The following is a 25698-nucleotide window of genomic DNA, read 5'->3' as shown; positions in this document are numbered from 1 at the left end:
TCTAAATATTGTGAATTTTTCGTCAATAATGAAATTACGGACCACGAATAACATGATAAATTGTAGATTTTTTTCTGACAATATTTTATACTAAAGTGGAATGTTGGGAGGGATTCAAAGATGAATGAATTTGAAAAAAACGTTCAAAGTAAGCGTAATGACGCTGTCGACTCAGGGGTAGGCTTTATCGTTTCATTCGGATTTTTTACCACTTTATTTATCATCGCAACAGTCGTTAAATTTATTGGTTCTTAAAGACTGCATGTGGCAGTCTTCTTTTTTTCTGTGTTTCATCATATGTTAACTTGCTGTGAAATGTTCCCGCCTCTCCTCGAAAAACGTAAGAAATTGCCCCTTGTTCATCGGTTCTCCACACCTCAATTCCACGCTCCTTTAAACGCTCTAATACTTCAATATACGGATGTCCATAACGATTGTTCTCTCCAACAGAAATAATGGCTTTTTTCGGCTGAACAGCATCTAAAAACTGCCCTGAAGATGACGTTTTACTTCCGTGATGCCCAACCTTTAAAACGTCTGCATGCAGCTCTGGATACCTTTGTATGAAGCGATTCTCACCAGCTTCTTCTAGATCGCCCGTAAACAACCATGTTAATCCCCCTATTTTTGTCCAAAGTACAATAGATTGATTATTATCTTCTTTTTCTTCTCCTTCTGGTGATAATACTGAAAACACCGTCTCTCCTGCCTTCCAGCTATCTCCCTTTTCTACAATTCGAACGGACACATTCTTTTGCATAGCAAGCTGCTGTATTTGTTGTTCAAGCAAGGAGAATTTTATCTTCTTTCCTAAGACAACTTCTTTCACCGCAATAGATTGCATTACCTCTTGCGCTGCTCCCATATGATCCATATCTCCATGTGTCACAATTAATTTATCAATCATCCGTACACCCTCTTTTTGTAAAAAAGGAACGAGAATATCATGTCCAACAGAAAATTCATGTTTTTTCTGCTGCCATTCTTCTTTCTTTACCGGAAGTGTTCCGCCAGTATCAATTAAATACGTCCCTTGATTGTATGGAAGGCGAATCAAAATGGCGTCCCCTTGTCCGACGTCAATATAAGTAACACTTCCGTTTGCATTTACATATGGAAATGCATAGTGGCATGTACTAAGGAGGAGAAACATCGATAGAAACAATAGGCGATATTTTCTCCATATAAGCCCTTCCCATGATAAAAGAACAGTTACAATACTTATACAATATAAAACAACGAGAAATGGCTGGGTTTGTCCAAAGGTAAGACGTACAAACGGTAAAGCCTCGCACATTTGAAGTATGACATTTGAAACATGTATACATAAGGACAACAGATCCGCTAACCATTGAGACACAATGGGAAGACATATAAGACATACAAGAATGACTATACACACCGGTAAAACCAGTAAAGATAAAAACGGGACATAAATTATATTAAGAATGATACTGTAAGGAGAAAGATAGCCGAAGTGATAAAGCAAAATAGGTGTACTCGTCAATTGAGAAATAACGGAAAGATATATAGAATTTTTCACTATACCATTTTCATTCGCTAACAGACGTGATGAAGACAATAAAAGAGAAAAACTTCCAACAAATGAAAACTGAAACCCGATATCAAATAATACATACGGATTATAAAAAAGCATGATTATTAATGTCATACTTAAAGCATCCATCCCAGACACTCGCACTGCTCGCGTAAGGGCTACAAATACAATAACAGCTGCTATAGATGCCCGAACAACAGATGGTGAAGCCCCTGCACAAAACATATATAACGGAACACAAACAAGCAGAAGCATCGTTGCGCTTTCACGCGTCATACCAATTCGAAGTGATACAAAATAACATATTGCAGTTAACAAAACAATGTGCGATCCTGATATTGCTAATAAATGAACAAGTCCAAACTGTTGATACTGTTCTTCAACTTCAAACGCCATATATTGACGATCACCAAACAATAAAGCATTCATAAAAGCTGCTGACTGCCCCGAAAAAGTCTCTCCTATATAAGAAACAGCTGCTTGTCGCATCGAAAATAACCAATGAACAAATGAAATATCTTTTTGCACACAATTCGAAATTGATTCCACTTCAAAAAGAGCATGAATATGCTGTTTATATAAATAATCCTTATAATCAAACGCATAAAAATTACGAGGAGATGGTGGTTCTTTCAACGTTCCAGTAAACGTACACACCATACCAGGTGTTAACTGCTTCAATTTTTCTTTTAATTCACGAGAAGGGATTTTGTAAAACAACTGGACCGTTTCGTCATCATTCATTTGCAACTGGAAAGAAAGACGATTTCCATTTATAATCGGCGTACTTTGAATTGTACCTATTACGTCTGTTTCTCGAAAAGAGAGCATAGAATGATTTTGCGCATCTACATAGATTGCGTATACATAGGTAAGGCCAAACGCGAGGATAATCAAGGAGAATAGAGGAAAAGAGATACGCGAAATACAAACTACACAATAACAACCAAATATAAGAAAAGGAACGATAGAAAAAGAGGAATAAGCTGTTGCAATCCCAAAGATAGCTGAGATTGCAACGTAGCTCCATTGCCCGCACAACACGTACTCACCTCACGGTTTATACCATATTTTTTACTTGTTGTAATACTTGTTGCAACTGTTCTAACGTCATTTCATCCGTTTGTAACGAAGATACAAACTGTTTTAGCTCCCGCATTTTCTGTTGTTCTTCTAATGTTGTTACGTCAAATGCAAGAGGAACATGTTTTACTCTTACATTTGCTTGTGCAAATAACTCAAGTGCATACGGATGATTTTTATAATCTTGTGCGTAATACACGGCTGTAATACCACTTTGAATAATCGCTTTACAGCAATGCAAACACGGAAAATGGGTAACATAAATTTCCGCACCATCTGTTTTCGCACCAAATTTCGCACATTGCAGCAGCGCATTCATTTCGGCATGAATTGTACGCACACAATGATTATCAATCACATAGCAGCCTTCATCTATACAATGCACACCGCCAGCAATCGATCCATTATAACCACCAGCAATAATACGTTTATCACGCACAATTGTCGCGCCAACGGCAAGCCTTGTACACGTGCTGCGAAGTGATAATAAATGACTTTGTGTCATAAAATATTGATCCCAAGAAACTCGTTCCATTATCTTCACCTTCTTTTGAAATCTTCTTATAGTGTAGCGAAAGAAGAAAAAAGTCGTCAATGATTTATTTAAGGAACAATTATTTCATCTTTAATTTTTCCCAGTGATTTTTCACCAATTCCATCGATTTCTAATAAATCTTCTACTTTTTGAAAGGGACCGTGCTGCTCGCGATACTTGATAATATTTTCTGCTTTCCTAGGACCAATGCCAGATATTTTTTCAAGCTGCTCCTTTGTTGCTGTGTTTATTTGTATTTTCCCTTCTGACACAGGCGATCCATTCGCAGCGGCTTCTCCTTTTTTCGGCACATAAATCATCATTTGATCTTGTACAAGCTGCGCTAAATTTACTTTTGTTACATCTGCTTCCGGTAAAAATCCTCCTGCCTTTTCAACAGCATCTTTCACCCGTGCTCCGCTTTGCAACTCATATACCCCTTCACGATGCACAGCTCCTTTCGTATCAACGATAATCGTTTTTGATGGCAATTTAGATTCTGTTACCTTTGTTTTCTCCTTTCTTTCTTCTATCTTCGCGTTCGCTTCCACTTTCACTGCCGATTGTCCTTGTTCACCTTTTGTTTGCCATACAAATAAAATACTGACAACACCAATTGCTGCAAACAAAACTAACCACTTTCTCGGCAAATTCATCATCATCATTTTGCACCTCTAATTCATAAATTCAAAATAAACTTCATATTGTTTAGGAGAAAGATGTTACGAAGGAGGGGATGAAACATTGAACATAGGAATAATAGGAACAGGAAATATGGGGAATATACTTATTGACGCATGTATCGAAGCCCGCGCTGTCAAACCTTCGTGTCTTACTATCATTAATCGTACTTTCGCAAAAGCATATCATATAAAAGAGAAGTATCCTTCTATTCATATAGCAAAAACAATCCAAGAAGTAATCGAACGCTCTGAGCTAATTTTTATTTGTGTAAAACCATTAGACATACATCCTATTTTGACAAAGCATGCTTCAATTCTTACCAACGATAAATGTCTGATCTCTATTACAAGTCCCATATCTACCGGACAATTAGAAACAATCGTATCTTGTCACGTTGCTCGTGTTATTCCAAGTATTACAAATCGCGCCTTAGCCGGGGGCTCTCTATGCACATTTGGGAAAAACTGCTCACAAGAATGGCAAAGACGTATATTGAACTTGTTTCAAAAAATCTCTAAACCTATCATCATTGAAGAGAATATCACAAGAGTAGCATCCGATATCGCAAGCTGCGGCCCGGCATTTTTCAGCTACTTATTACAACGTTTTATTGACGCATCTGTCGAGGAAACAAATATTACACGTGAAGAAGCTACTATTTTAACGAGTGAAATGATTATTGGAATGGGAAAACTGCTAGAGAAGCAAATTTTCACCTTGCCAACTTTACAGGAGAAAGTTTGCGTAAAAGGAGGTATAACAGGAGAAGGGATTCGTGTTTTAGAAGAACATCTTGGAGATTTGTTTAACAAGGTGTTAAAACGAACACATGAAAAGTACGAAGAAGATGTAGAGCACATAGAACAGCAATTTAATAAACATTAATATATCTTTTACGACAAAAACAACTATATTCCTTCATAAAATATTTTATTTTTTGCTATCTAATAAAAAAGCAACCGAGAATGGTTGCTTTTTTATTATGCATTTTTTGTAGCGACAAAGAAGATTCGCTCTGTTTGTTCTGTGACTTCCATTCTTTCGAAGTCTCCTGTTACACGAAGAACAGTAAAACCAGATTTTTCTAGCCACTTCGTCAGTTCTTCAACAGGATATGTACGCTGCATATGCAATTCATCAAACCGATGATACACTTCCTCTTCTTCATCTCGTACAAAAAATGTCAAATCATGCTCTACACTGTTCGGCTCTTCACCTAGGAAACAGTTCCAAATGAGAGAGATTTCATCTTCATTCATTGTATACGTTTCATTTTGAAATACGTGATGAATTTTATAAAGAGAGTGCACATCAAACAAAAACAAACCATCTGGGCGCAAATGATGATACACACGTCGGAATGTCTCTTGGATGCCCTCTTCTTCTAGTACATAATTTAAAGAATCGCAAAAAATTGTTACACAATCGAACTCGCCTGGAACATCTAACTCACGCATATCTTGTTGATAAAAAGGAATAAATTCCCCTTCTTCACCTAACTTTTGCTGAGCAATTGTTAACATTTCTTCTGATAAATCTACTCCTGTTACATCGTATCCTTTTTGTACAAGCGGTAACGTAACATTCCCTGTTCCGCAAGCAACATCAAGAATTTTCGCATCTGTTTTACCAATTTGCTCCAAGCTCTGTTCCGTAAATTCCACCCATTTTTCATATGGGACATCATTCATTAGCTCATCGTATAACAATGCAAATTGTTCGTATCTCATTGACCTAACTCTTCTGTAACATCTTCGCGCGGTACATCGCCCCAAAGACGTTCTAAATTATAATAATCACGCTCATCTTTATGGAATACGTGTACAACAACATCACCAAGGTCAACTAATACCCAACGTGCTTCTTCAAAGCCTTCCATGCGTTTTACATCGACTTGTACTTCATGTGCTTGTTCTTTAATTTCACGAGAAATTGCTTGCACTTGTTTATCCGAGTTACCATGACAAATTACAAAATAATCAGCAAGCGGGGAAATCCCTTGCATATTCAACACAACAATATCTTCTGCTCTTTTATCATCAGCTGCTCGCGCTGCCAATATTAATAATTCTCTATCCTTCATTTCGTAAGGTCCTCCTTAATGACTGCATTATACGTTTGAAATGTTAATGGATAAATCGTTTGATTCTTTTCCATTAAAAATTGTATCGTATGCTTTAAAGCATACAATAACGCTTGATTGAGATCTTCTCGCGCTAACTTCCGTGCTTCTTCAACGCCTGGAAACTTACGACCAGGCTCAATATAATCCGCCACGTAAATCACTTTATCAAGCATCGTCATCTGTTCATGTCCACTCGTATGATACGTAATAGCTTGTAGTATATCAGCATCTGTAATACCGACTTCTTGTTCTACTAAATATGCCCCGACCGGCGCATGCCATAATTCTTTATTATAAAGCAATAAATCTTTTGGCAAATGTTCTCGCTTAATAATCTCTGCCATTTCTGAAATCGGTCTACACTTTGCATAATCGTGAAAAATTGCTGCCATTTCCGCCTTTTTTTCATCAACACCATATTGCTTTGCAAGTTCAATAGCCGTTTCCATAACACCAATTGTATGAATATAACGCTTTTCATGCATTTGTTGTTTCACAATTTCAAGCGCTCGTTTACGATCCATATAGCCCATTCCTCTCAATGTATTCCTGTACCCCTTTAGGGAGCAAATATTTGCATGTCTTCTTCTTTGTTAAACGTTCGCGAAGAAGCGAAGAAGAGACAGCAAATTCCGGAATTTCTACCGTTACAATGTCATAAGGCGTAGAAAGTGTATAACCAGGACGAGCAACTCCGACAAACGTAACAAGCTTTAACAATTCATCGATGTTATACCATTTTGGTAAATACTCCACCATATCCCCGCCAATAATAAAATAAAATTGAACGTCTGGATACTCCTTTGTCAATTGTAACATAGTGTCATATGTATAAGACGGACCTTCTCGTTCCAGTTCCGCTAAACAAATAGAGAAATGCATGTCTTGTTCAATTGCTAAATGAATCATTTCTAAACGATTACGTACACTTGAAACGTCCTTGTCTCGTTTATGAGGGGGAATTTGATTTGGTAGAAACCAAACCTCATCAAGCTCCAATGTATCATACACTTCATTTGCAATTAACAAATGTCCATTATGAGGCGGGTCAAATGTCCCGCCAATAATTCCGATTTTCTTCAAAGAAAACGCCCCTTTACCTTGTCCTTATAGGTGATAGTTCTCATTTATGACAAAACGAGGCACCTATACGAACTCGATTGGTTCAACTAACTTTTAGAAATCGTTACTTTGTTTTTGGTAACACAATGCGTTTATTTTCTTTTGATTCTTTATATAAAACGATTGTACTTCCGATAACCTGTACAAGTTCAGCCTTTGCACCTTGTGAAACCTCTTCTGCTACTTCATGGCGATCAAATTCGCAGTTTTGCAGTACGCTAACCTTGATCAACTCGCGTACTTCTAGCGCTTCTGCAATTTGTTTTACCATATTTTCATTTACGCCGCCTTTACCAACTTGAAAAATTGGCGTTAAATGATGCGCCTCTGCACGTAAAAATCGTTTTTGTTTTCCTGTTAACATATATTTAGCCTCCAAGCTTTTTCATTACTATTTGTTTCATTCGTTCTATATTCGGCAAACGTCCCGTCCAAATTTCAAATGCAAGTGCACCTTGAAAAACAAACATATCAATGCCATTTTGCACAATCGCCCCGTGCGCTTTCGCGTCTTGCAACAACTTCGTTTCAAACGGATTATAAATAATATCAGATACAATGCTTCCTTTTTTCAAATCTCGAATGCGTAGCGGTGTATCTTCTACACGAGGATGCATCCCTACTGTCGTTGTATGGATGATAATATCATACAATGCTTGTTTCTCTGTTGCTTCTTCTAAGGAAAGCGCCAAAGACACGACTTCACTTCTACATTCTGCAATAAGCTGCTCTGCTTTCTCTACTGTACGATTTGCAATGTCAATCTCTTTCACACCAGCATCTGCAAGTGAATAATAAATTGCACGGCACGCACCGCCGGCTCCGAGCAGTAAAATACGTTTGTTCGTCAATAGCTCTTTACTAATAGATTGCAATGAACGAACATACCCTATTCCATCTGTATTATAGCCAATTAATTTTCCTTCTTTATGAAGCACTGTATTTACCGCACCGATTTGTTCTGCCAAAGGATCAATTTCTTCTAAATGCTGCATAATCGAAACCTTGTGCGGCGTTGTCACATTAAATCCAACAACTCCAAGTGCCTTCAACCCTTTCACCGCTTCGCTTAATTCACTCTCTTGAACGAGAAAAGCATGATAATGTGCATCCAGCTCTAACTGGGCAAATGCATCATTATGCATAAGCGGTGATAAGGAATGTCCAATTGGATTTCCAATTACGCCATATAATTGTTTCACAAGTCCTCACCACTTTAAATTAAAGATTTACGTAATGAAACACTAACTCCTTTTGGTACATGCGCTGCAATTTTTGCACCAGCTTCATTCACTGTTACCCATCCTAAACCTGAAAATACAACATCTGTTTTCGGTTCATGAATGGTAAACTCATACTTTACAAGCTCAGGCATGTTTTCAAGTTCTTCTGGTGTTGGCGGATTTAATAATTCTCCGGCATGCTTTTCATACAATGCATCTGCTTTTTCAAGCTTCGTACGATGAATCGTAAGACGATTGGATAAATGACAAGTAAACGAACGACGACCACCACTTATATAATCAAATCGTGCTAGTCCACCGAAGAATAACGTTTGTTCTTCATTCAATTGAAAGATCATCGGCTTAATTTCTTTTGTTGGCGTAATTATTTTTAAACTTTGTTTCCCAACGTAATGCGCCATTTGATGATGATTAATAATACCTGGTGTATCATATAAAGATGAATTTTCATCAAGCGGAATATCAATTAAATCTAGCGTTGTACCCGGGAAATGTGATGTCGTAATGACATTTTCCGTTTCCTCGCTAAACGTTTTAATAATACGGTTAATAAACGTTGATTTCCCAACATTTGTACATCCAACAACATACACATCTTTTCCGTCACGATATTGTTCAATTGCACTTGCAAGCTCTTCAATACCTTGGCCTTTTGCTGCACTAATTAAGAAAACCTCTTCTGGCTTTAAACCAAGTTGTTTTGCACTATAGCGCATCCAATGTGTAAGCTTTTCATTCTTTACTGATTTTGGAATTAAATCTGCTTTGTTCCCGACAAGAAGTACTTTATTATTTCCAACAAAGCGATGCAGACCAGGAAGCCAGCTTCCACTAAAGTCAAAAATATCAACAATCTTAACAACTAATGCATCTGATTGTCCAATTCCATTTAAAATGCGTAAAAAATCATCATCTGTTAATGACACATCTTGAATTTCATTGTAATGCTTTAAGCGAAAACAACGCTGACAAATGATATGCTCTTTCTCTAATGAAGAAGCTGGTGCATAACCAACTTCATTTTTATTTTCCGTTTGGATTGCAACGCCGCATCCAATACATTTAAACGTCTCAGTCAAGCTTATTCCTCCCAATTAATTAAACCTTTTTTCTTCATATTACTCATAATTCTACGCTCAATTTTCCGGTTAAAACGAGTCATAAACCCGTCTGTTTGTGCAACAGGAACAACTAAAATCGTGTGCAGTCCAACACGATTCCCCCCAAGCACATCTGTTAATAATTGATCTCCAATTACAACTACTTCTTCCGCACGCAAATTCATTTTCGCTATTGCTCGTTTAAAAGCGCGAACAAGCGGCTTACGTGCACTATGAATAAACGGAATACCAAGTGGATCAGCAAAATCTTTTACACGTTGCTCGTTATTATTCGAAACAACTGTCACTTGAATGTCGTGTTCTTTCATTTTTGTAAACCATTCTTCCAATTGCGGCGTCGCATTCGGACGATCCCATTCGATTAAGGTATTATCTAAATCAGTAATGATTCCTTTTATACCTCGGTTTTTCAATTCTTCAGGTTGAATATGATACACGTTTTTCACATATTCATTCGGTAAAAATAAACTCAATCTCTTTCACCTCTTTGAGGAGTTTTGTATAGTTCAACTTCTACTTTGAGAACGGTTTTCTCTCAAAGTGGTTAGCTGAACTTATCGGGTTCTTACAGGAAGTCATTCTTCTCGTGATTTTCTGTAAGAGCGAGATAAATCATCTAACAACTACTGTCTGTTAAAATCGGATAAAATTTTTCGACAGCATTTTTCGATTATGCATCTGTGGATAAACTTGTACACAATTTCCCTCCCGCTAAATTCAGTTAATTCAAAAATTATCAACAATTCCCACACATCTTATCCACGACAGAATGTGGATAACCAACAGATTGTGACATAAGACAATTTTTGGTACATTAAATGAGACAAATTTCCTTTTTCGCAGGAGGTGAACCGCCTTGACGGCGAAACATATGGAACAGTTATCTACTGAATTACTCACTGAGTCTTATTATAAAGCAAAAGAACTAAATTTAAATCCTGACTTCATTTTACTTATTAAACAAGAAATCATTAGACGCTCATTAGAGGACAAGCTTTTAAAATCGTCTTAAGTATATATACAGTAAAACTTCCATAGATGACATTTAACCACTTATGATTAGTTGAACGAGAACCCCTATTACGTGAGAAATAGATACTGCTTCACCTGTAAAAAGAGCCATCTTATAAGACGGCTCTTTTATAATCGAGTTGCCACTTTCTCACCAACACGAACCTCTTGTCCACTAGCTAATGATTGAACGACTTCAACCATACCTTTTTCAAAAAAAAGCACGACTGTGGAGCCAAATGTAAAATAGGCCATCTCTTCACCTTTTTGCATAGTTTCTCTCTCATGCAACAGTTCAATACTATTCACAAACATTGCACCTACTTTAACAAGCGCCATCCGCTCGCCTTCGCTCTCTATCTCTGTTACAGAGCGATAGTTTTTAGACAACGTATCTTTTCCATATTTCATACCTGCTGCATTAACAGGATATGACTTCCTTCCAAGTACAAAGCGCTCTGTCACTGTACCAGAAAGCGGACTATGAATACGATGGTAGTGGCTTGGGCTTAAATAAATCACCATGTATGTACCACCTGCGTAACGCGTTGCCCTTTCGTCCGTACCAAGCATGTCTACAATTGAATACTGCTTTCCTTTAATCTCAAACATTTTTGCCTCATCAATGGGGCCATGATCTGCAAAAACGCCATCAACCGGACTCACAATAGCAGACTCTTCTGTATCAATTGATCGTTTGCCCTCTTTTAATTTACGCGTAAATAATTCATGAAGCGTTTGATACTCTTGTAAATCCCTCTCCATCTCATCTTGGTTAATTTGAAATACCTTCGCATAAGATGGAATAATCATTGAGCTTAAACGAGACTGTGCAAATTTACGCAATATATAGGACGTAAAACGACCGTTTGTAAGTTCAATCAATAATCGATATAACGTACGTCGCAAACTGCGAAACCCCCTACTATGATATATAATGTTGTAATAAGACCCTTACATGTAGTTTTTCCTATTCTTGTTTCTATATCATAAATTATTAGCACCTTTTAATATTACAGATAGAACCCATCATTTTCAACCGTGAACATCGATTTATCATAGGAGTTTCATTTTATGTAAAGAAGAAAAGTGCCTACCTTTCAAATAAAAGCAAGCACTTTTCTTATTTAATATTTCTCCTTCTCCTTCACTGCACGAACAAATTCATGAATTTTGATTAAAATTTATGGGTTACATCAATCAATGAATTCTATAAAAATAAGTCAACTCTAAGAGTTGCATTTTTTATCATCTAATTTCTTTTACTTTTATTAACAAAACACTTCCAATAACAGTAATATCGTGTTATCTTAATATAGTAATAGATTTTCTACTTTTGTATTTGTAATGTCATAACCAATGTTTGATTAAGAAACTGTCATCTTGTCAAACAACAAAAAGCCCTACTTCATCAGGGCTTTTTGTTAGTTATCTCAACCAATTCACATAAGACTCATCAAACTACATCCAACCTTAAACGCCTTCACCTGTAACATAAATCCAATTTTCATATCGGTAATGTACATCGTAAGCAGAACTCTCTGTAATTTTATTGATAACAACGTCGCCAGTACTTGCTCCTTTTCGTAAGTTAACATCTACACTGTTTACCTATACAACACCAGTGGATTTTCCGTCTTTATTGATTTTTGCTACATCATCTCTCATCCAATTATCAGGATTCACTTTATACCAAAAATGAGCACCATCTTAATACCATCCATAATAAGTATGCCCTTGCCCTTTTGTTGCTTGTCTCATTACAAGGGCACTTACATTATATTTGCTACATCAGCAGTTGTTGTAAGGTATCCTAAGACATCTTCTTGTGGTTGTAAGGATTGAGTGCTCCCGCCTGTAAACCATTCAAGCAGCTTGTCGTCATTCAGATAGTTCAAATCTACCATCAAGCCATCCACAAGACCAAATACATTAAGAAAGAAAAATAACGTCAATTCACTATAATTCTAGCAGTTATTTTTATATCAAAACGTGTCGATAAGATTAAAATAACGATTTTATTACGCTTTGTTTAACTTTTTTAAATTAATCGCTGATTCCATCCGATAGCTCACGATGAATTCCACATTTACATTTTTGACTTGTTCCTCTGTGTATTCATAAAAATCCACTGCTACACGTTTGGCAAACCGCTCCACATATTTATCTTCTTTTACAGGAACAGAAACTATAAAACTCATATGCTCGTTATATACATGGTATTGATAACTCCTGTTAGGCATCTTTTTCTCCCTTTCTCCAAATAAGGATTTTATTAAATATTCAATTGAGCCTTTTTATACTATCTGTATTACTAGCCCACTAGATATTCAGAAACCTTACAAAATTGTAATAATAATGTAAGGTTTCTCAATATGAACTAATGTATTTATGTTATAAACTATCTATCGGAAATACATATAAAAGGAGAAACATTTACGAATTTTGAAGACAATAGTAAACTAGGTATTTAATTAGGGTGTATAGTGAAAACAGATACTACACAATATCTAGTATTTAAAAAGAATAAAAATTATTCTTTATTAAATATTAAAACTGTGGAATGTGCAAATTTTGAAGTTTCCTTAGACAATATTGAAGAAATGATTCAAATTGACTTTAAAGAAACAATTCAAGATATTATTCCTCTAGAGAATATTAAGATTGTAACCCAAAACAAAATATAGATTACATTTCCAACAAGGAGCGCTACTTCTTTATGCTCCTTGTGTATAAATCATTCAAATAACTATTTTGTAAAAATTTATACGTAGTATATCTACAAATCAGACACATTTAGCGCGCTGTTATTCTGAAAATTCGCGATATTATTAACTTGTTGCATACAACATATTTCGACAAAATACAAGATATCCTTTTTATCCCTAAATCCCTGCTCCCCTGTTCAGCAGAGATTTTTGTAATTAGAAAGTAGATTTACCAAATTAGAAATTCATTCACTTCGACATACACATGACGTTCTTCTATTAGAATCTGGTGCAAGTATGAAATACATTCAAGATCATTTGGGGCATAAAAATATCGAAATCACTTCGAATGTTTATTCACATATCAGTGACAAGATTAATAAAGATTCCATCGCACAATTTGAAGCCTATATGAATAATGTTTTGGGTTTTTAAAATTTTCCTGATTTTTTGTGGCTGTTTTGTGGCTGTTTTTCTTTTCATACTTTTAACATTGATTTAGCCACAAAAAGAAAAAAAGCCCCGATACCAGTAGTATCAAGGCTTTCCGCTCTTAGTAGAGACTCATATATTGATCGCGTTCCCATTGGTGAACTTGCGTTCTGAACATATCCCACTCAATTTCTTTTGCTTCGATAAAGTGCTCAAGTAAGTGTTCTCCTAATGCACCGCAAATGATTTCGTTTGATTTTAGTTCATTTAGCGCTTGTGCTAATGTAGCTGGTAAATCAATAATACCTGCTTTTTCACGTTCTTCTGGAGTCATTACATAAATATTGCGATCTACTGCAGGTGGTACCGCAAGTTTATTTTTAATTCCGTCAAGACCTGCTGCTAGTAATACAGCCATTGCTAAATATGGGTTTGCAGCTGGATCAACGCTACGTACTTCTACACGTGTACTTACACCGCGAGATGCAGGGATACGGATTAATGGGCTACGGTTTTGTGCAGACCATGCTACGTAACAAGGCGCTTCATATCCAGGCACTAATCGTTTATAAGAGTTTACAGTTGGGTTTGTTACCGCTGTAAAGCTTGATGCATGTTTTAAAATACCTGCGATAAAGTGGCGAGCATCATCACTTAATTGTAAATCACCATTTTGATCGTAGAATACGTTCTCACCATTTTTGAATAGTGATAAGTTACAGTGCATACCAGAACCATTTACACCAAATAGCGGTTTTGGCATAAATGTTGCGTGTAAACCGTGTTTGCGTGCAATTGTTTTTACAACAAGTTTAAACGTTTGAATATCATCACATGCTTTAACTGCATTTGCATATTTAAAGTCAATTTCGTGTTGTCCTGGTGCAACTTCATGGTGAGATGCCTCGATTTCAAAGCCCATTTCTTCCAATTCAAGAACGATGTCACGACGACAGTTTTCTCCTAAATCCATCGGTGCAAGGTCAAAGTATCCGCCATTATCATTTAATTCTAATGTTGGATTTCCTTTTTCATCAACTTTAAATAAGAAGAACTCTGGTTCTGGTCCAAGATTGAAGTCAGTAAAGCCTAGTTCTTCCATTTCTTTCAAGATACGTTTTAAATTGTTACGTGGATCACCATCAAACGGTGTTCCATCTGGATTATAAATGTCACAAATTAGTCGTGCTACTTTCCCTTTTTCAGCAGTCCACGGGAAAATTACCCATGTATCTAGGTCTGGATATAAGTACATGTCGGATTCTTCAATGCGAACAAATCCTTCAATAGAAGATCCGTCAAACATCATTTTGTTATCTAGAGCTTTTGTTAACTGACTAACTGGAATTTCTACGTTTTTAATACTTCCTAAAAGATCCGTAAATTGTAGACGGATATACTTTACATTCTCTTCTTTCGCCAAGCGGAAAATATCTTCTTTTGTGTACTTTGCCATTTAAAATTCCTCCTTAGTCCCTCTAAACATTCTCAAAATTATCAATCATCAATGAAAAAACCTTGACATATCACCTTGTCGTAAAGATGTTCGATTAAATCTGCCTGTATGTTGCAGTTCATCTCGAAGAATTTTACGAAGCTCAGATTTCGAAATTTCCTTCACGTCTTCTCTTACTTGTATCACTTCTGATTGATTTTCCTTCATTAGTAGTACTTGCTTAATACCAGCCATGTTTAAACCTTGATCTAACAAGTCTTTAATCTCTAACAATTTATCTACGTCGTTAAATGAAAATAATCTGCGATTTCCTTTTGTACGGGTTGGGGAAATCAATTTATGTTCTTCATAGTAACGAATTTGACGCGCAGATAACTGTGTTAAATCCATAACTATACTTATCGGAAACAGCGGAGCAGAACGTCGATCATGTTGTGTCACTTCAGTTCCTCCTTCGCCTTAACTTGATTCTCATTTTATATCATGTTATGTTTCATGTCAACAGATGTTAGCTTTTCTTACATGTATTTTTTATAAATTTTTTTCACTTTTATTAAAATGTCTCAATTCCTTACTTATATACAAAAAAAGCTGCCGAAATTGGCAGCTTTCATTTATGAAATTACTAATAGATTTTTTTCAATCAGCGTATCAATAGCAGAACAAATCGCAATCTTCACGTGCGAATATGTCAACCCGCCTTGTACATAAGCAACATAAGGCGGACGAATTGGACCGTCTGCTGATAATTCAATACTCGCGCCTTGAATAAATGTACCTGCAGCCATAATTACATCATCTTCATAACCCGGCATGTAATTCGGATACGGTGTAAAATGCGAATTGATTGGTGATGCATATTGAATCGCTTGGCAAAATGCAATCATACGTTCTTTATCATCAAATTGAACCGATTGTATTAAATCTGTTCTCGGCGCATCCCAAGTTGGTGATGTATTCATACCAAGCTTCTCTAAAAAAGCCGCTGTAAAAATAGCACCTTTTAACGCTTGACCAGCAACATGAGGCGCTAAGAAAAAACCTTGATACATCTCTTGCAAACTATATAAAGATGCACCAGCTTCCGCTCCGATACCTGGAGACGTTAAACGATATGCGCACGCTTCTACATATTGCTCTTTCCCAACAATATAGCCTCCTGTTTTCACAATGCCACCACCTGGATTTTTAATAAGTGAACCAGCCATTAAATCCGCACCGACATGACACGGTTCTAGCTCTTCTATAAATTCTCCGTAGCAGTTGTCTACAAACACAACAACATCGGGTTTAATTTCTTTTACAAATGCAATCATTTCTTTAATTTCAGCTATTGTAAATGATGGGCGAGTTGCATAACCCTTTGAACGTTGGATTCCAATCATTTTTGTATTTTCATGGATTGCCGCTTGCACTGCAGCAAAATCAACGTGCTCCTCTTCCGTTAAAGCAACTGCCTGATAGCCGATATTATACTCTTTAAATGAGCCAACACCTTTTCCACGAACACCAACGATTTCTTCTAACGTATCATACGGCTTCCCTGTTATATATAACAATTCATCACCAGGTCGTAATATACCAAACAACGCTGTAGAGATTGCATGAGTCCCAGAAATAATTTGCGGACGCACAAGGCCTGCTTCTGCCCCAAATACATCAGCATACACTTTCTCTAACGTATCTCGGCCAATATCATCATAGCCATATCCTGTTGTTGGAATAAAATGCGCGTCACTAATTTTATGATTACGAAAACTTTCTAACACACGAAATTGATTACTTTCAATTACTTCTTCAATCTGTTTATGTATATCCGCAATTTGCATTTCTACTTCTTTTACAATCGGGGCAATCTTCTCCCCATTATTCAATCGATTAAACATCTTCTTTGTCTTCTCCTTTTCTCGTTGAATATTTATTGATTTGGCCGTTTAGCGGAGAATGAGCAAAAATATACCCTGTACATTCGTAAGCTTGCTTCTCTTCTTGAAACGTCATTGCTGTTAATACTGTTTCTGTTTTTAAAAGCGTCAATAATCTGCCTTCACTTACCGGAATCATTAATTCATACGAATCCATTCGCTTCATCATTTCTATTTCTACAACTTCTTTTAATCTTTCTAAATCCACTTCATTAAAAGCGCTTGTCATAATAAAATCATTCTTTGGGAACGGAATGAAGTTTGGATGTAACTTATCTTTTTTATTGTACACAGTAATAATCGGAATGTGATCAACTTCAAGTTCTTGCAATAATTTTTTAACTGTCTCTTCATGCCCTAAATAATTCGGATCAGCTGAATCAATAACATGCAAAATAACATCCGCTTCATTCACTTCCTCTAATGTAGAACGAAACGCGGCAATTAAAGACGTCGGTAAATCTTGAATGAATCCAACTGTATCTGTTAATAACACTGTATAGCCACATGACAATTGCATTTTACGCGTTGTTGGATCAAGTGTTGCAAACAATAAATCTTCCTCAAACGTATCAGCGGCAGTTAATCTGTTAAATAACGTAGATTTCCCAGCATTTGTATATCCAACTAAAGAAACCTGAAAAACTTGATTTTCTTTTCGCCGCTCTCGATATCTCTTACGGTGTTCAACCACACCAGAAAGTTGCCTTTTGATTTCATCGATACGAGAGCGAATATGACGACGATCCGTTTCTAATTTCGTTTCTCCCGGACCTCTTGTTCCAATACCACCACCAAGGCGAGATAACGCTTGCCCTTGTCCTACAAGACGCGGCAACGCATATTGAAGTTGCGCAAGTTCCACTTGCAATTTACCTTCTCTAGACTTCGCGCGCTGAGCAAAAATATCTAATATAAGCTGCGTACGATCAATAACCCTCGCATCTAACTGCGCTGATAAATTTCGAATTTGACTTGGTGTTAATTCATTATTAAAAATGATAACATCTGGCTCTAGTTCTTCTGCAAGCACAGAAAGTTCTTCTAACTTCCCTTTTCCAACATACGTTGCCGGATGAAACTTAGTACGTTTTTGCACCGCCATAACTAACACTTCTGCTTGTGCTGTTTTTGCTAATGATGCTAATTCTTCCATTGAGTGTTCAAAACGTTCATTATCATCCTCGGGTAATTGACAGCCAACTAGTATCACTTTTTCTTTTTCTTTTAACAAATATCCTCACTCATCCTTTTCGAAAGTTAAACCTTCTAATATAATAGCAGAGTAAGAACATTTCATCTAGTTAGTGAGGGAGAATTTCATGGCTTGGGATTTATTTAGCATCATTGGTACAATTGCCTTCGCATTAAGTGGAGCAATCATCGCGATGGAAGAAGAATATGATATTTTCGGAGTTTATATTTTAGGGATGGCAACCGCATTCGGCGGAGGTGCACTACGTAATTTATTAATCGGCTATCCAATTGTTGCGCTTTGGAAACAAGATATGTTATTTCAAATTGCACTATTATCAATCACTATTATCTTTATATTTCCGAACAAACTTATCAAGCATTGGAAGCGTTGGGAAAATATCACTGACGCAATTGGTTTATCCGCTTTTGCTATTCAAGGGGCACTATATGCACAAAAACTAAATTTACCAATTAACGCAACGATTGTAGCATCTGTCTTAACCGGAATCGGCGGGGGGATTATTCGCGATTTATTAGCACGCCGAAAACCACTTGTACTACGAGCAGAAGTCTATGCACTTTGGACAATTATAGCTGGACTTTTAATTGGGGCTAAAATTATTGTGAGCGACTGGGCATTATATGTATTATTCGTCCTTATCGTATGTCTCCGTATGGTTTCACTCTATTACAAATGGCACCTACCACATCGTAGTGTAGAAAAGATTGAACATTTCAACGAGAGGTAACAAATTAACCCTTTACTTTTTTTGTAAAGGGTTTTTCTATTTTCCCCTATCCCAATCAAAAAAAACATTCCACTTACTCCTCCTTATCATCATTAGAAACGAAAAATACCACTCATAAAAGAATTATTTTATTGCATGTTTTTTGTACATATTCGCAAATACTATTTCTTAAAGAGAGGTGAAACAAATGACAAAGCACGTAAATAAAGGTGCACAAAGAAGTTCTGTAGATCAATTTGGGCATGATCTAAATTCATCATATGAAAAAAGTAAAAAAATGGAACGTTATCACAAAGCATACCAACAAAAAGCAAAAGAAGAGCAGGAGTGAAATAATATGGCAAAAGGAAACAACAAACGTAATCGCGGACAAGGTAGTAGCGTTAATCCACAAGGACTTGCTTCAGATGTAGCTGATCAAAGTCCAAAAAGCCAATTAGAGCAGCGTGCAAAAACAAAGAATACGAAATAAAACACGAAGCGTAACGCTTCGTGTTTTATTATAAACAATTTATAAACTATGCACTTCTTCTTCAAGTGTTAAATCGCTACTAGAAATCGTTATTAAATCATATTTATCATAGGCTTCTTCCTGAAGCAATCTCATCGCTTGTATACGAATCGACTTTTCCACAATATTACGGACGTAACGCCCATTGCTAAAAGAAGTAATATGCGATGAATATTTTACCGCATTTAAATGATCGCGAAGATTCCACTCTGCCTCTTTTGATAGTTGATACTCTCTTTCTTCATACATCCGTTTTCCTATTTCTAATAGTTGATTGACTGTGTAATCTGAAAACTCAATAATGAAAGGAAAGCGAGATTGCAAACCTGGGTTAAGTGACAGAAAATGGTTCATCTCCCGTGAATACCCTGCTAAAATGAGTACAAAAGCATGCTGTTTATCTTCCATATGTTTAACGAGCGTATCAATTGCTTCTTTTCCAAAATCTTTTTCTCCCCCGCGCGCAAGTGAATATGCCTCATCAATAAACAAAATTCCCCCCATTGCTTTTCGAATGAGATCTCGCGTTTTTTGTGCCGTATGTCCAATATATTCACCAACTAAATCTGCCCGTTCCGCTTCAACTAAATGCCCTTTCGATAACACATTCATTTCAAATAATAATTTCCCTATCATTCTAGCAACAGTTGTTTTCCCCGTTCCCGGATTTCCTTTAAATAACATATGAAGGACTTGCTTCTCTGATTTCAAACCCATTTCTTGCCGTTTTTTATTTACATAAATCCATGCATAAATTTCTTTTATAATTTTTTTGATTTCCTGCATTCCCACAAGCTTGCTCATTTCTTCTTCAATCCGCTGCAACATTTCATGTTTTGTAACAGTTTCATTTGAAAGATTTTGCTTTTGTTCTGGAGAGGAAACAGAACTTTTATTTCGGTGATTTAGCACAATGTTAATTTGATTATTGTTCTTCTTTCGCATCGACTGTTCCATACAATCACCTCATTTTTTATCATCTCACTGACGAATATTGTCAACATTTGCGCTTTCCCAAGAAATAAACATTTTCTGAAAATTTTTGTTATAATGTAAGAAAACTAGGGAGGTGGGACTATGTCAACAAAAGAAATTAATGATACATTACAGGCTTTCTGCGCTTATTTATTAAATAAGGGACGAAAACCTTCAACCATTAAACGATACGTCTACGACATCGAGGATTTTGTTCATTGGTTAGAAAAGTACAAAAAAATTTCTTCTAATAATATATGGGGAACACTTTGTACAAAAGACTATGAAGATTATTTTTCAGACTTAAAAATAAAACGTCATTACTCTGAAAAAACAATGCATCGTGTTTTTATTGTATTAAATCGACTGTATCATTTCTTAAACTTACCTAGCCCCCTGAAAGATATGGAACTTGTAATACAACCAGATCGTACATTGCGTGATGAAGATTTCATTTCACAACAAGAAGAGCAGCGTTTAAAATATATTTTAACTTCTTTGGAAGGACTGTCAGATAAACAACGGCCTGTACGTCCATTACTTATGGATCGTAACGTATGTATTATAATGCTTCTTCTCGACTACGGTTTATCATTACAAGAGCTCATCTCGTTGAATATGCATCACGTTCATTTTGAAAATAATACATTATCTATTCCTGCTGTATCTGGAATAGAGCGAGTTATTACATTAACAAAAGAAGATAAAAAAAAGTTATATCAATACTATAAAAATATCCCCGAGCCAGTACGTCCAAAATACCATAGCACGGATTCATTATTTGTGGCCTTTGATTTTAACCGAAATACATTCCGTTGGGTATATGAAAATGACGCTCCAAAAGGATTAACAGAGATTTCCGTACAAAAAATGATTCGACTTGAAGTAGCGCGTGCAGGGCTACGCAAAGGTATCTCTGGCCAGCATTTACGCAATACTTTTATTTTACGCCTCATCCAAAATCATGTTCCGGAACAAGAAATTATAAAACGAATCGGTTTTAAATCAAAAATTTCATTAAAAAGATATTATAATTATGCAAAGCAAAAAGAAAACGCCTCGTAATAGGCGTTTTTATTATTTTTTATAACAATACCCCGTCTCCCTATTCCTTTTTATACATTACTTGCATCTACTAAGATAGAATTCTTCACCATGACAATTAGGAAGGAGACTTTCAATGTCTTATTTTAATGATAATGAGAAAAATGTTTCAATGCCTTATTTTCCAATACACTCCCACCGAATTCCAGCTGTTCATTACACTCATGCTTCTACACCATCCATCAAACGTTTGCAAAAAACACTAAGTGACTTAACTCATTTAATTCCAGCTGTATTTTCAACGCCATCACAATCAAACGTAAAGGAACTTATAAACATATTAGAAGCAATACAAGGGGACCTAAAACGTTTAAACGTATCACTAACACAGCGAGGAACCGGTATTGAGATTGCTAGGGATTTAATCACTATTTTGAACAATCAACCGTTTTCGGCAAATGTAGTATATATTGGATTACAAAATCTACTCAACTTTTCGCTGTATATTATAAAATCATTCAAGATGAACCACCATGTATCTGAAAATATTATTGAACAAACAAAGAATTTACAAATAGCTTTACTTCAAATAATGCCACTCGGAATGAATGATCAACTTCAAGATGATCAAGAGCATCAAGACGAACACCATATACAAGAGGAATTCGAATTTCTAGATGAACACTGTGTACAAAACAATCTTAAGCTTTTAGATGAACACCTTGAACAAAGCGAACTTAAGCTTTCAAATGAACACCTTGAACAAAACGATCCTGAGCTTTCAAATGAACACTACGCACAAAATGATCTTGAGCTTTTAAATGCACACTACGCACAAAACGATCTTGCACTTTTAGATGAGCAACAACATCAAGATAAGCAACTTCAAGAAAGCGAGGAGGAGCTAATCTCCCTACATCTACCTGTGTAATACGTAAAGTCGACTCAAAATGCCCATTTTAACACCTTTTCCAACATAAGTTTTCAATAAATAAGATACATTTCTAGCTATTGAAGAAGATATATTTTTTACTCTCAACAACATTTAAGAATCATCCTTTTTATTCTCGCATTTTCATTCCTTAGGCAAATAACAAAACATCTTGATTCTCTATCTCCTAACTAGATTTCCATGTTTTTTTAGAAATAAAAAAAGAGCGAATCATTCGCTCTTTTTACTATGTACAATTCTTTTACTATTCTAATTCGATTGAAACGTTCTTTTGTGGAACAAATGTAGAAATCGCATGTTTATAAATAAGCTGTTGCTTACCTTCTGTTTCCAACAATACAGTAAAATTATCGAATCCTTTAATTAAACCACGAAGTTGGAAGCCATTTAATAAGTACAGCGTGACAAACGTATTCTCTTTACGGAGTTGATTTAAAAATTGATCTTGAATATTGATTGATTGCTTCATGTCGAATCCTCCTCTTTTTCTCTACAACTTAATTATTCGCCTTAAGTTGTAGCTTTCCTTCTGTATACTGTAAAATTTCTTGATTTTTTTCACCGCTTGTAACGTCAAACCACTTAACATCCATTTTATTCCGGAACCAAGTTAATTGTCGTTTTGCATAACGGCGGGAATTCGTTTTTAAAGCAATTACCGCTTCTTCTAACGAAATTTTTCCATCAAAATATTCATACAACTCTTTATAACCAATCGCTTGAATAGATTGGCAATCCCGAATTCCTTCTTCATACAAGCGCTTAACTTCCTCTAATAAATCTTGCTCCATCATAATGTCTACACGTAAATTAATGCGGCTATATAATAAATCTCGATCCATTGTTAAACCAATTAAAGCCACGTCATATAACAATTCATTTTCTTGTTGCTCTAATTGGTCACTCATCTTCTGCCCTGTTGTATGAAAAATTTCTAAAGCACGAATGACACGTCTCACATTATTTGGATGAATGCGCTTTGCACTTTTCGGATCAACTTCTTCAAGCTTTCCATGTATATACTCTACACCACGTTCCTCTACTACTTGTTCTAATTGTTTACGGTACGCAGGATCTCCTGGCTCATCAGAAAACTGGTAATCATATAATACAGATTGTATATATAAACCCGTCCCGCCAACAATGATAGGTAGTTTACCGCGACTTGTAATATCCGCTATATGACCGCGTACAAGTTCTTGAAACTCAGCAACGGAAAATGCATCTTCTGGATTTTTTATATCAATCATATAATGCGGAATTCCGTCCATCTCTTCTTCCGTAACTTTCGCCGTACCTATATTCATACTACGATAGATTTGCATGGAATCGCCGCTTATAATCTCTCCATTTAACGCTTTTGCCAATTCAATGCTAAGCTTCGTTTTTCCAACTGCAGTTGGTCCAATAATAACAACAACCTTGTCCTGTTTTTCTTCTCCCATATACTCCAACTCTCTTTATGTATAGTTATACATCTGATTATTATATCCAATCTTACCAATTTTAATAGTCAAAATGCAAGTAATCTTATTACGGTAATTGAAATTATATATATTTGTTAAAAATATAATCTATTTTGCATGTTTTGTCCAATCACTTCATATACATGGTAAAAACCAAAATGGAGATGATACGATGAGAATTGGACAAGCTACTATTGATTTTCGCTCGTTATCAGAAGAGTTAATTTTAGCAACCGCAACAAAAGAAAAGAATTGCTCTCAGGAAGAGTTATACTTTGCGCTAAATTGTATTCTGCGTTCGTTCCATACGATACTTACACATGAAGAAACAGATATAAAAACTAACGAATATACACAATCACAGTTTTGCGCTGCATATAACATCTTGACAGGACAAACGATATATCCATTCTAAATAATCTGCTCATTTTCTCAAAATATTTAATAGGTTCGTTCATGTATGTTTTGAAGAGGCTCTTACGTTCATCATCCTCTCTTCTGCCATTTCATAATAATGAAGTCTTAGTTATATCTAAATATTACCCTAACGTTTGCCCTTGCAAGTAAACAGAAACTTCTCCAGTTCCTTTCCCCTTTACAACGACTTTTGCATATTTAAGAAAACGAACTGGAGAAATTGTTGCCATTTGAAGAGGATCAATCTTAAATGTGATTGTATCTGTAAAGTAATGAATCGAGTCCGGGCTAATTTGTACATACGTTTCAATGGCAGCATTTGTATTATTAATGATTGCAAAAGAATACAGATTTAGCTCTGAAACGTCAAATATTACAAAGTCCCCTTCTTCTTGAGAAATATGTAAAATAACTTCTCTATTAAAAAACATTTTTCTCATTACTGGCATATCAACGCCTAATGGAGCAAAGCAACTCATGTAGCCCAATTGCTTATATTTTTCATACAACTTACTCTTTCTTCCATAATTATTTCCCTTAAATGTCCCTTCTTCTTCACCTTTTACACTATATTCCTTTGTTAATAAATATCCTTCATCGTCCACTCTTAACGGTCTTGCTTCTTCATTCTCTGTTATTCCATATAAAAATAAGATTGGTTGTTCTTCAACTCCTTCTTCTTGCATCCCGTTTCTTTGATTCTCTGCATTTTCTTCTCGTAATGCGATCTGTTTTGTCGTCATTCCAGATTGAAATGGAGGAGGTAAAATAGGTTGATTTTTCTTTTGAGCTGAAAACGGTGAAAAAATATCCTTTTTTCCTTTCTCGCTATGCCCCTTATTTGATGATCCCTTTTTACCCGCCACCTATATCACCTTCTTTATCCGTTTTCCGAAATACAGCTATCTAGAATGAATGTAAAGAAATATTTTTAACAAACGACTCCAATCAATCTTTGTTATTTCACCATTACTTTTCTTATACTGTTCCAAGTCAAATATGTTGCACTGCATCAAATGATGAAAGCACTGTTCTACCCGTTTCTTTTTATGTGATGCTAAAGCTAAACATGCGCCAATCATATAATCTAAGGGTTGCCTCACATGCTGATTCCATATTTCTTCAATTGTTTTTAAATGATCTACTGAAGCTTTTTCAAAAAAATAACATATGTTGTAGTCTACGATATCTTTTAACGAACATTTGATCACTAATTTTTTAAATACCGAAAGAAATGCACACCAATTATTTGTCATAACTAATATATTCAGTACTTGTTTCATATGAATTCCGTTTTGTAAACTTAGCTCTTCCCAGTCATACATACAACGATTTTCAATGCCTTCTTTCCATGATAAGTAATATAAGACGGAATAATCAGAA

Annotated in this window: 32 protein-coding genes and 1 pseudogene; 11 read left to right on the top strand and 22 right to left on the bottom strand. The window is 35.8% G+C overall.

The window, feature by feature from the left end:
* The first annotated feature begins 120 nt into the window (after positions 1–120).
* Complete coding sequence (locus V7024_RS00645) at positions 121–255, top strand: YqzM family protein (protein WP_020062228.1); 135 nt, start codon at positions 121–123, stop codon at positions 253–255.
* Here the strand turns inward: V7024_RS00645 and V7024_RS00640 are convergent.
* The 3 genes from V7024_RS00640 to V7024_RS00630 all read right to left on the bottom strand — a co-directional run bounded on the left by V7024_RS00640 (position 242) and on the right by V7024_RS00630 (position 3838).
* The gene (locus tag V7024_RS00640; protein ID WP_335514237.1) at positions 242–2599 is read right to left on the bottom strand and encodes a DNA internalization-related competence protein ComEC/Rec2; all 2358 of its coding nucleotides are present in this window, start codon (positions 2597–2599) and stop codon (positions 242–244) included. The two genes, V7024_RS00645 and V7024_RS00640, sit on opposite strands and share 14 nt — an antisense overlap.
* A gap of 19 nt (positions 2600–2618) precedes the next feature.
* Positions 2619–3176: a ComE operon protein 2 gene (locus V7024_RS00635; RefSeq protein WP_335514235.1), complete on the bottom strand. Its 558-nt coding sequence runs from the start codon at positions 3174–3176 to the stop codon at positions 2619–2621.
* A 68-nt stretch (positions 3177–3244) separates the two neighbouring features.
* Positions 3245–3838: a helix-hairpin-helix domain-containing protein gene (locus tag V7024_RS00630; protein ID WP_335514455.1), complete on the bottom strand. Its 594-nt coding sequence runs from the start codon at positions 3836–3838 to the stop codon at positions 3245–3247.
* 82 nt (positions 3839–3920) lie between these two features.
* Here V7024_RS00630 and comER point away from each other — a divergent pair, with 82 nt between their 5' ends.
* Positions 3921–4745: a late competence protein ComER gene (gene comER, locus V7024_RS00625; protein WP_335514232.1), complete on the top strand. Its 825-nt coding sequence runs from the start codon at positions 3921–3923 to the stop codon at positions 4743–4745.
* A 95-nt stretch (positions 4746–4840) separates the two neighbouring features.
* Here the strand turns inward: comER and V7024_RS00620 are convergent, their stop codons facing one another.
* The 8 genes from V7024_RS00620 to V7024_RS00585 all read right to left on the bottom strand — a co-directional run bounded on the left by V7024_RS00620 (position 4841) and on the right by V7024_RS00585 (position 9945).
* A complete protein-coding gene (locus V7024_RS00620; protein ID WP_335514229.1) occupies positions 4841–5590 on the bottom strand; it encodes a class I SAM-dependent DNA methyltransferase in 750 nt (249 codons plus the stop codon).
* Entirely contained in the window at positions 5587–5943 is a 357-nt protein-coding gene (gene rsfS, locus V7024_RS00615) for a ribosome silencing factor (protein ID WP_098915020.1), read from the bottom strand. The genes V7024_RS00620 and rsfS overlap by 4 nt, the downstream gene beginning before the upstream one ends.
* Positions 5940–6509, bottom strand: a complete 570-nt coding sequence (gene yqeK / locus V7024_RS00610) for a bis(5'-nucleosyl)-tetraphosphatase (symmetrical) YqeK (RefSeq protein WP_335514223.1) — start codon at positions 6507–6509, stop codon at positions 5940–5942. The genes rsfS and yqeK overlap by 4 nt, the downstream gene beginning before the upstream one ends.
* Positions 6499–7068, bottom strand: coding sequence for a nicotinate-nucleotide adenylyltransferase (locus V7024_RS00605; RefSeq protein ID WP_335514220.1), 570 nt, complete (start codon positions 7066–7068; stop codon positions 6499–6501). The genes yqeK and V7024_RS00605 overlap by 11 nt, the downstream gene beginning before the upstream one ends.
* 103 nt (positions 7069–7171) lie before the next feature.
* Positions 7172–7471 (bottom strand): ribosome assembly RNA-binding protein YhbY, encoded by a 300-nt coding sequence (gene yhbY / locus V7024_RS00600; protein WP_335514217.1) that lies wholly within the window; start codon positions 7469–7471, stop codon positions 7172–7174.
* 4 nt (positions 7472–7475) lie between these two features.
* On the bottom strand, positions 7476–8309 hold the full coding sequence (aroE, locus tag V7024_RS00595) for a shikimate dehydrogenase (RefSeq protein WP_335514214.1): 834 nt from the start codon (positions 8307–8309) through the stop codon (positions 7476–7478).
* A 14-nt stretch (positions 8310–8323) separates the two neighbouring features.
* Positions 8324–9430, bottom strand: a complete 1107-nt coding sequence (yqeH, locus tag V7024_RS00590; RefSeq protein WP_335514212.1) for a ribosome biogenesis GTPase YqeH — start codon at positions 9428–9430, stop codon at positions 8324–8326.
* 2 nt (positions 9431–9432) lie between these two features.
* Positions 9433–9945: a YqeG family HAD IIIA-type phosphatase gene (locus V7024_RS00585; RefSeq protein WP_335514208.1), complete on the bottom strand. Its 513-nt coding sequence runs from the start codon at positions 9943–9945 to the stop codon at positions 9433–9435.
* 383 nt (positions 9946–10328) lie between these two features.
* On the opposite strand from V7024_RS00585, the gene V7024_RS00580 reads away from it, so the two are divergent.
* Positions 10329–10484 carry a sporulation histidine kinase inhibitor Sda gene (locus V7024_RS00580; protein ID WP_020062215.1) on the top strand — a complete coding sequence of 52 codons (156 nt, stop codon included), beginning with the start codon at positions 10329–10331 and terminating at the stop codon, positions 10482–10484.
* 128 nt (positions 10485–10612) lie between these two features.
* On the opposite strand, the gene V7024_RS00575 is transcribed toward V7024_RS00580, so the two are convergent.
* Together V7024_RS00575 and V7024_RS00570 are read right to left on the bottom strand one after the other, a co-directional pair.
* A complete protein-coding gene (locus V7024_RS00575; RefSeq protein ID WP_335514204.1) occupies positions 10613–11392 on the bottom strand; it encodes a phosphatidylserine decarboxylase in 780 nt (259 codons plus the stop codon).
* Between the two features lie 1112 nt (positions 11393–12504).
* Positions 12505–12726 carry a hypothetical protein gene (locus tag V7024_RS00570; RefSeq protein WP_335514200.1) on the bottom strand — a complete coding sequence of 74 codons (222 nt, stop codon included), beginning with the start codon at positions 12724–12726 and terminating at the stop codon, positions 12505–12507.
* Positions 12727–12966: 240 nt separating this feature from the next.
* Between V7024_RS00570 and V7024_RS00565 the strand changes: the two genes are divergently transcribed.
* Positions 12967–13170, top strand: coding sequence for a hypothetical protein (locus tag V7024_RS00565; RefSeq protein WP_335514452.1), 204 nt, complete (start codon positions 12967–12969; stop codon positions 13168–13170).
* A 255-nt stretch (positions 13171–13425) separates the two neighbouring features.
* A pseudogene (locus tag V7024_RS00560) lies at positions 13426–13626 on the top strand (tyrosine-type recombinase/integrase); the annotation flags it as partial.
* 118 nt (positions 13627–13744) lie between these two features.
* Here V7024_RS00560 and glnA read toward each other — a convergent pair.
* From glnA to hflX, 4 genes are all read right to left on the bottom strand, one after another.
* Positions 13745–15079: a type I glutamate--ammonia ligase gene (gene glnA / locus V7024_RS00555; RefSeq protein ID WP_335514198.1), complete on the bottom strand. Its 1335-nt coding sequence runs from the start codon at positions 15077–15079 to the stop codon at positions 13745–13747.
* Positions 15080–15127: 48 nt separating this feature from the next.
* Positions 15128–15469: a MerR family transcriptional regulator gene (locus tag V7024_RS00550; protein ID WP_335514450.1), complete on the bottom strand. Its 342-nt coding sequence runs from the start codon at positions 15467–15469 to the stop codon at positions 15128–15130.
* Between the two features lie 224 nt (positions 15470–15693).
* Positions 15694–16965, bottom strand: coding sequence for an aminotransferase class I/II-fold pyridoxal phosphate-dependent enzyme (locus tag V7024_RS00545; RefSeq protein WP_335514195.1), 1272 nt, complete (start codon positions 16963–16965; stop codon positions 15694–15696).
* Entirely contained in the window at positions 16958–18238 is a 1281-nt protein-coding gene (gene hflX, locus V7024_RS00540) for a GTPase HflX (protein ID WP_335514192.1), read from the bottom strand. The genes V7024_RS00545 and hflX overlap by 8 nt, the downstream gene beginning before the upstream one ends.
* A gap of 88 nt (positions 18239–18326) precedes the next feature.
* Between hflX and V7024_RS00535 the strand changes: the two genes are divergently transcribed.
* The 3 genes from V7024_RS00535 (at position 18327) to V7024_RS00525 (ending at position 19422) form a co-directional block, all read left to right on the top strand.
* Positions 18327–18950 carry a trimeric intracellular cation channel family protein gene (locus tag V7024_RS00535; RefSeq protein ID WP_335514188.1) on the top strand — a complete coding sequence of 208 codons (624 nt, stop codon included), beginning with the start codon at positions 18327–18329 and terminating at the stop codon, positions 18948–18950.
* Positions 18951–19137: 187 nt separating this feature from the next.
* Positions 19138–19281 carry a hypothetical protein gene (locus tag V7024_RS00530; RefSeq protein WP_196060793.1) on the top strand — a complete coding sequence of 48 codons (144 nt, stop codon included), beginning with the start codon at positions 19138–19140 and terminating at the stop codon, positions 19279–19281.
* 6 nt (positions 19282–19287) lie between these two features.
* Positions 19288–19422, top strand: coding sequence for a hypothetical protein (locus V7024_RS00525; protein ID WP_335514180.1), 135 nt, complete (start codon positions 19288–19290; stop codon positions 19420–19422).
* A gap of 39 nt (positions 19423–19461) precedes the next feature.
* On the opposite strand, the gene spoVK is transcribed toward V7024_RS00525, so the two are convergent.
* A complete protein-coding gene (gene spoVK / locus V7024_RS00520) occupies positions 19462–20418 on the bottom strand; it encodes a stage V sporulation protein K (RefSeq protein WP_335514178.1) in 957 nt (318 codons plus the stop codon).
* Between the two features lie 120 nt (positions 20419–20538).
* Here spoVK and V7024_RS00515 point away from each other — a divergent pair, with 120 nt between their 5' ends.
* Both V7024_RS00515 and V7024_RS00510 read left to right on the top strand, forming a co-directional pair.
* Complete coding sequence (locus V7024_RS00515) at positions 20539–21501, top strand: tyrosine-type recombinase/integrase (RefSeq protein ID WP_335514175.1); 963 nt, start codon at positions 20539–20541, stop codon at positions 21499–21501.
* A 115-nt stretch (positions 21502–21616) separates the two neighbouring features.
* On the top strand, positions 21617–22411 hold the full coding sequence (locus V7024_RS00510; RefSeq protein WP_335514172.1) for a collagen-like repeat preface domain-containing protein: 795 nt from the start codon (positions 21617–21619) through the stop codon (positions 22409–22411).
* Between the two features lie 265 nt (positions 22412–22676).
* On the opposite strand, the gene hfq is transcribed toward V7024_RS00510, so the two are convergent.
* Positions 22677–22901, bottom strand: coding sequence for an RNA chaperone Hfq (gene hfq / locus V7024_RS00505; RefSeq protein ID WP_000813896.1), 225 nt, complete (start codon positions 22899–22901; stop codon positions 22677–22679).
* Between the two features lie 28 nt (positions 22902–22929).
* A complete protein-coding gene (miaA, locus tag V7024_RS00500; RefSeq protein WP_335514169.1) occupies positions 22930–23877 on the bottom strand; it encodes a tRNA (adenosine(37)-N6)-dimethylallyltransferase MiaA in 948 nt (315 codons plus the stop codon).
* Between the two features lie 199 nt (positions 23878–24076).
* Between miaA and V7024_RS00495 the strand changes: the two genes are divergently transcribed.
* A complete protein-coding gene (locus V7024_RS00495; RefSeq protein ID WP_196060798.1) occupies positions 24077–24313 on the top strand; it encodes a hypothetical protein in 237 nt (78 codons plus the stop codon).
* Between the two features lie 124 nt (positions 24314–24437).
* On the opposite strand, the gene V7024_RS00490 is transcribed toward V7024_RS00495, so the two are convergent.
* Positions 24438–25181 (bottom strand): DUF6385 domain-containing protein, encoded by a 744-nt coding sequence (locus tag V7024_RS00490; RefSeq protein ID WP_335514166.1) that lies wholly within the window; start codon positions 25179–25181, stop codon positions 24438–24440.
* A 36-nt stretch (positions 25182–25217) separates the two neighbouring features.
* Positions 25218–25698 (bottom strand): hypothetical protein (locus V7024_RS00485; RefSeq protein WP_335514164.1); only part of this gene is annotated, 481 nt, incomplete at its 5' end.

The sequence above is a fragment of the Bacillus sp. JJ864 genome (assembly GCF_036963045.1).
GTDB classification, from domain to species: Bacteria; Bacillota; Bacilli; order Bacillales; family Bacillaceae_G; genus Bacillus_A; species Bacillus_A pseudomycoides_C.
Note: the sequence above shows the minus strand (reverse complement) of the source record. Positions and strands in the feature narration are given on the sequence as shown.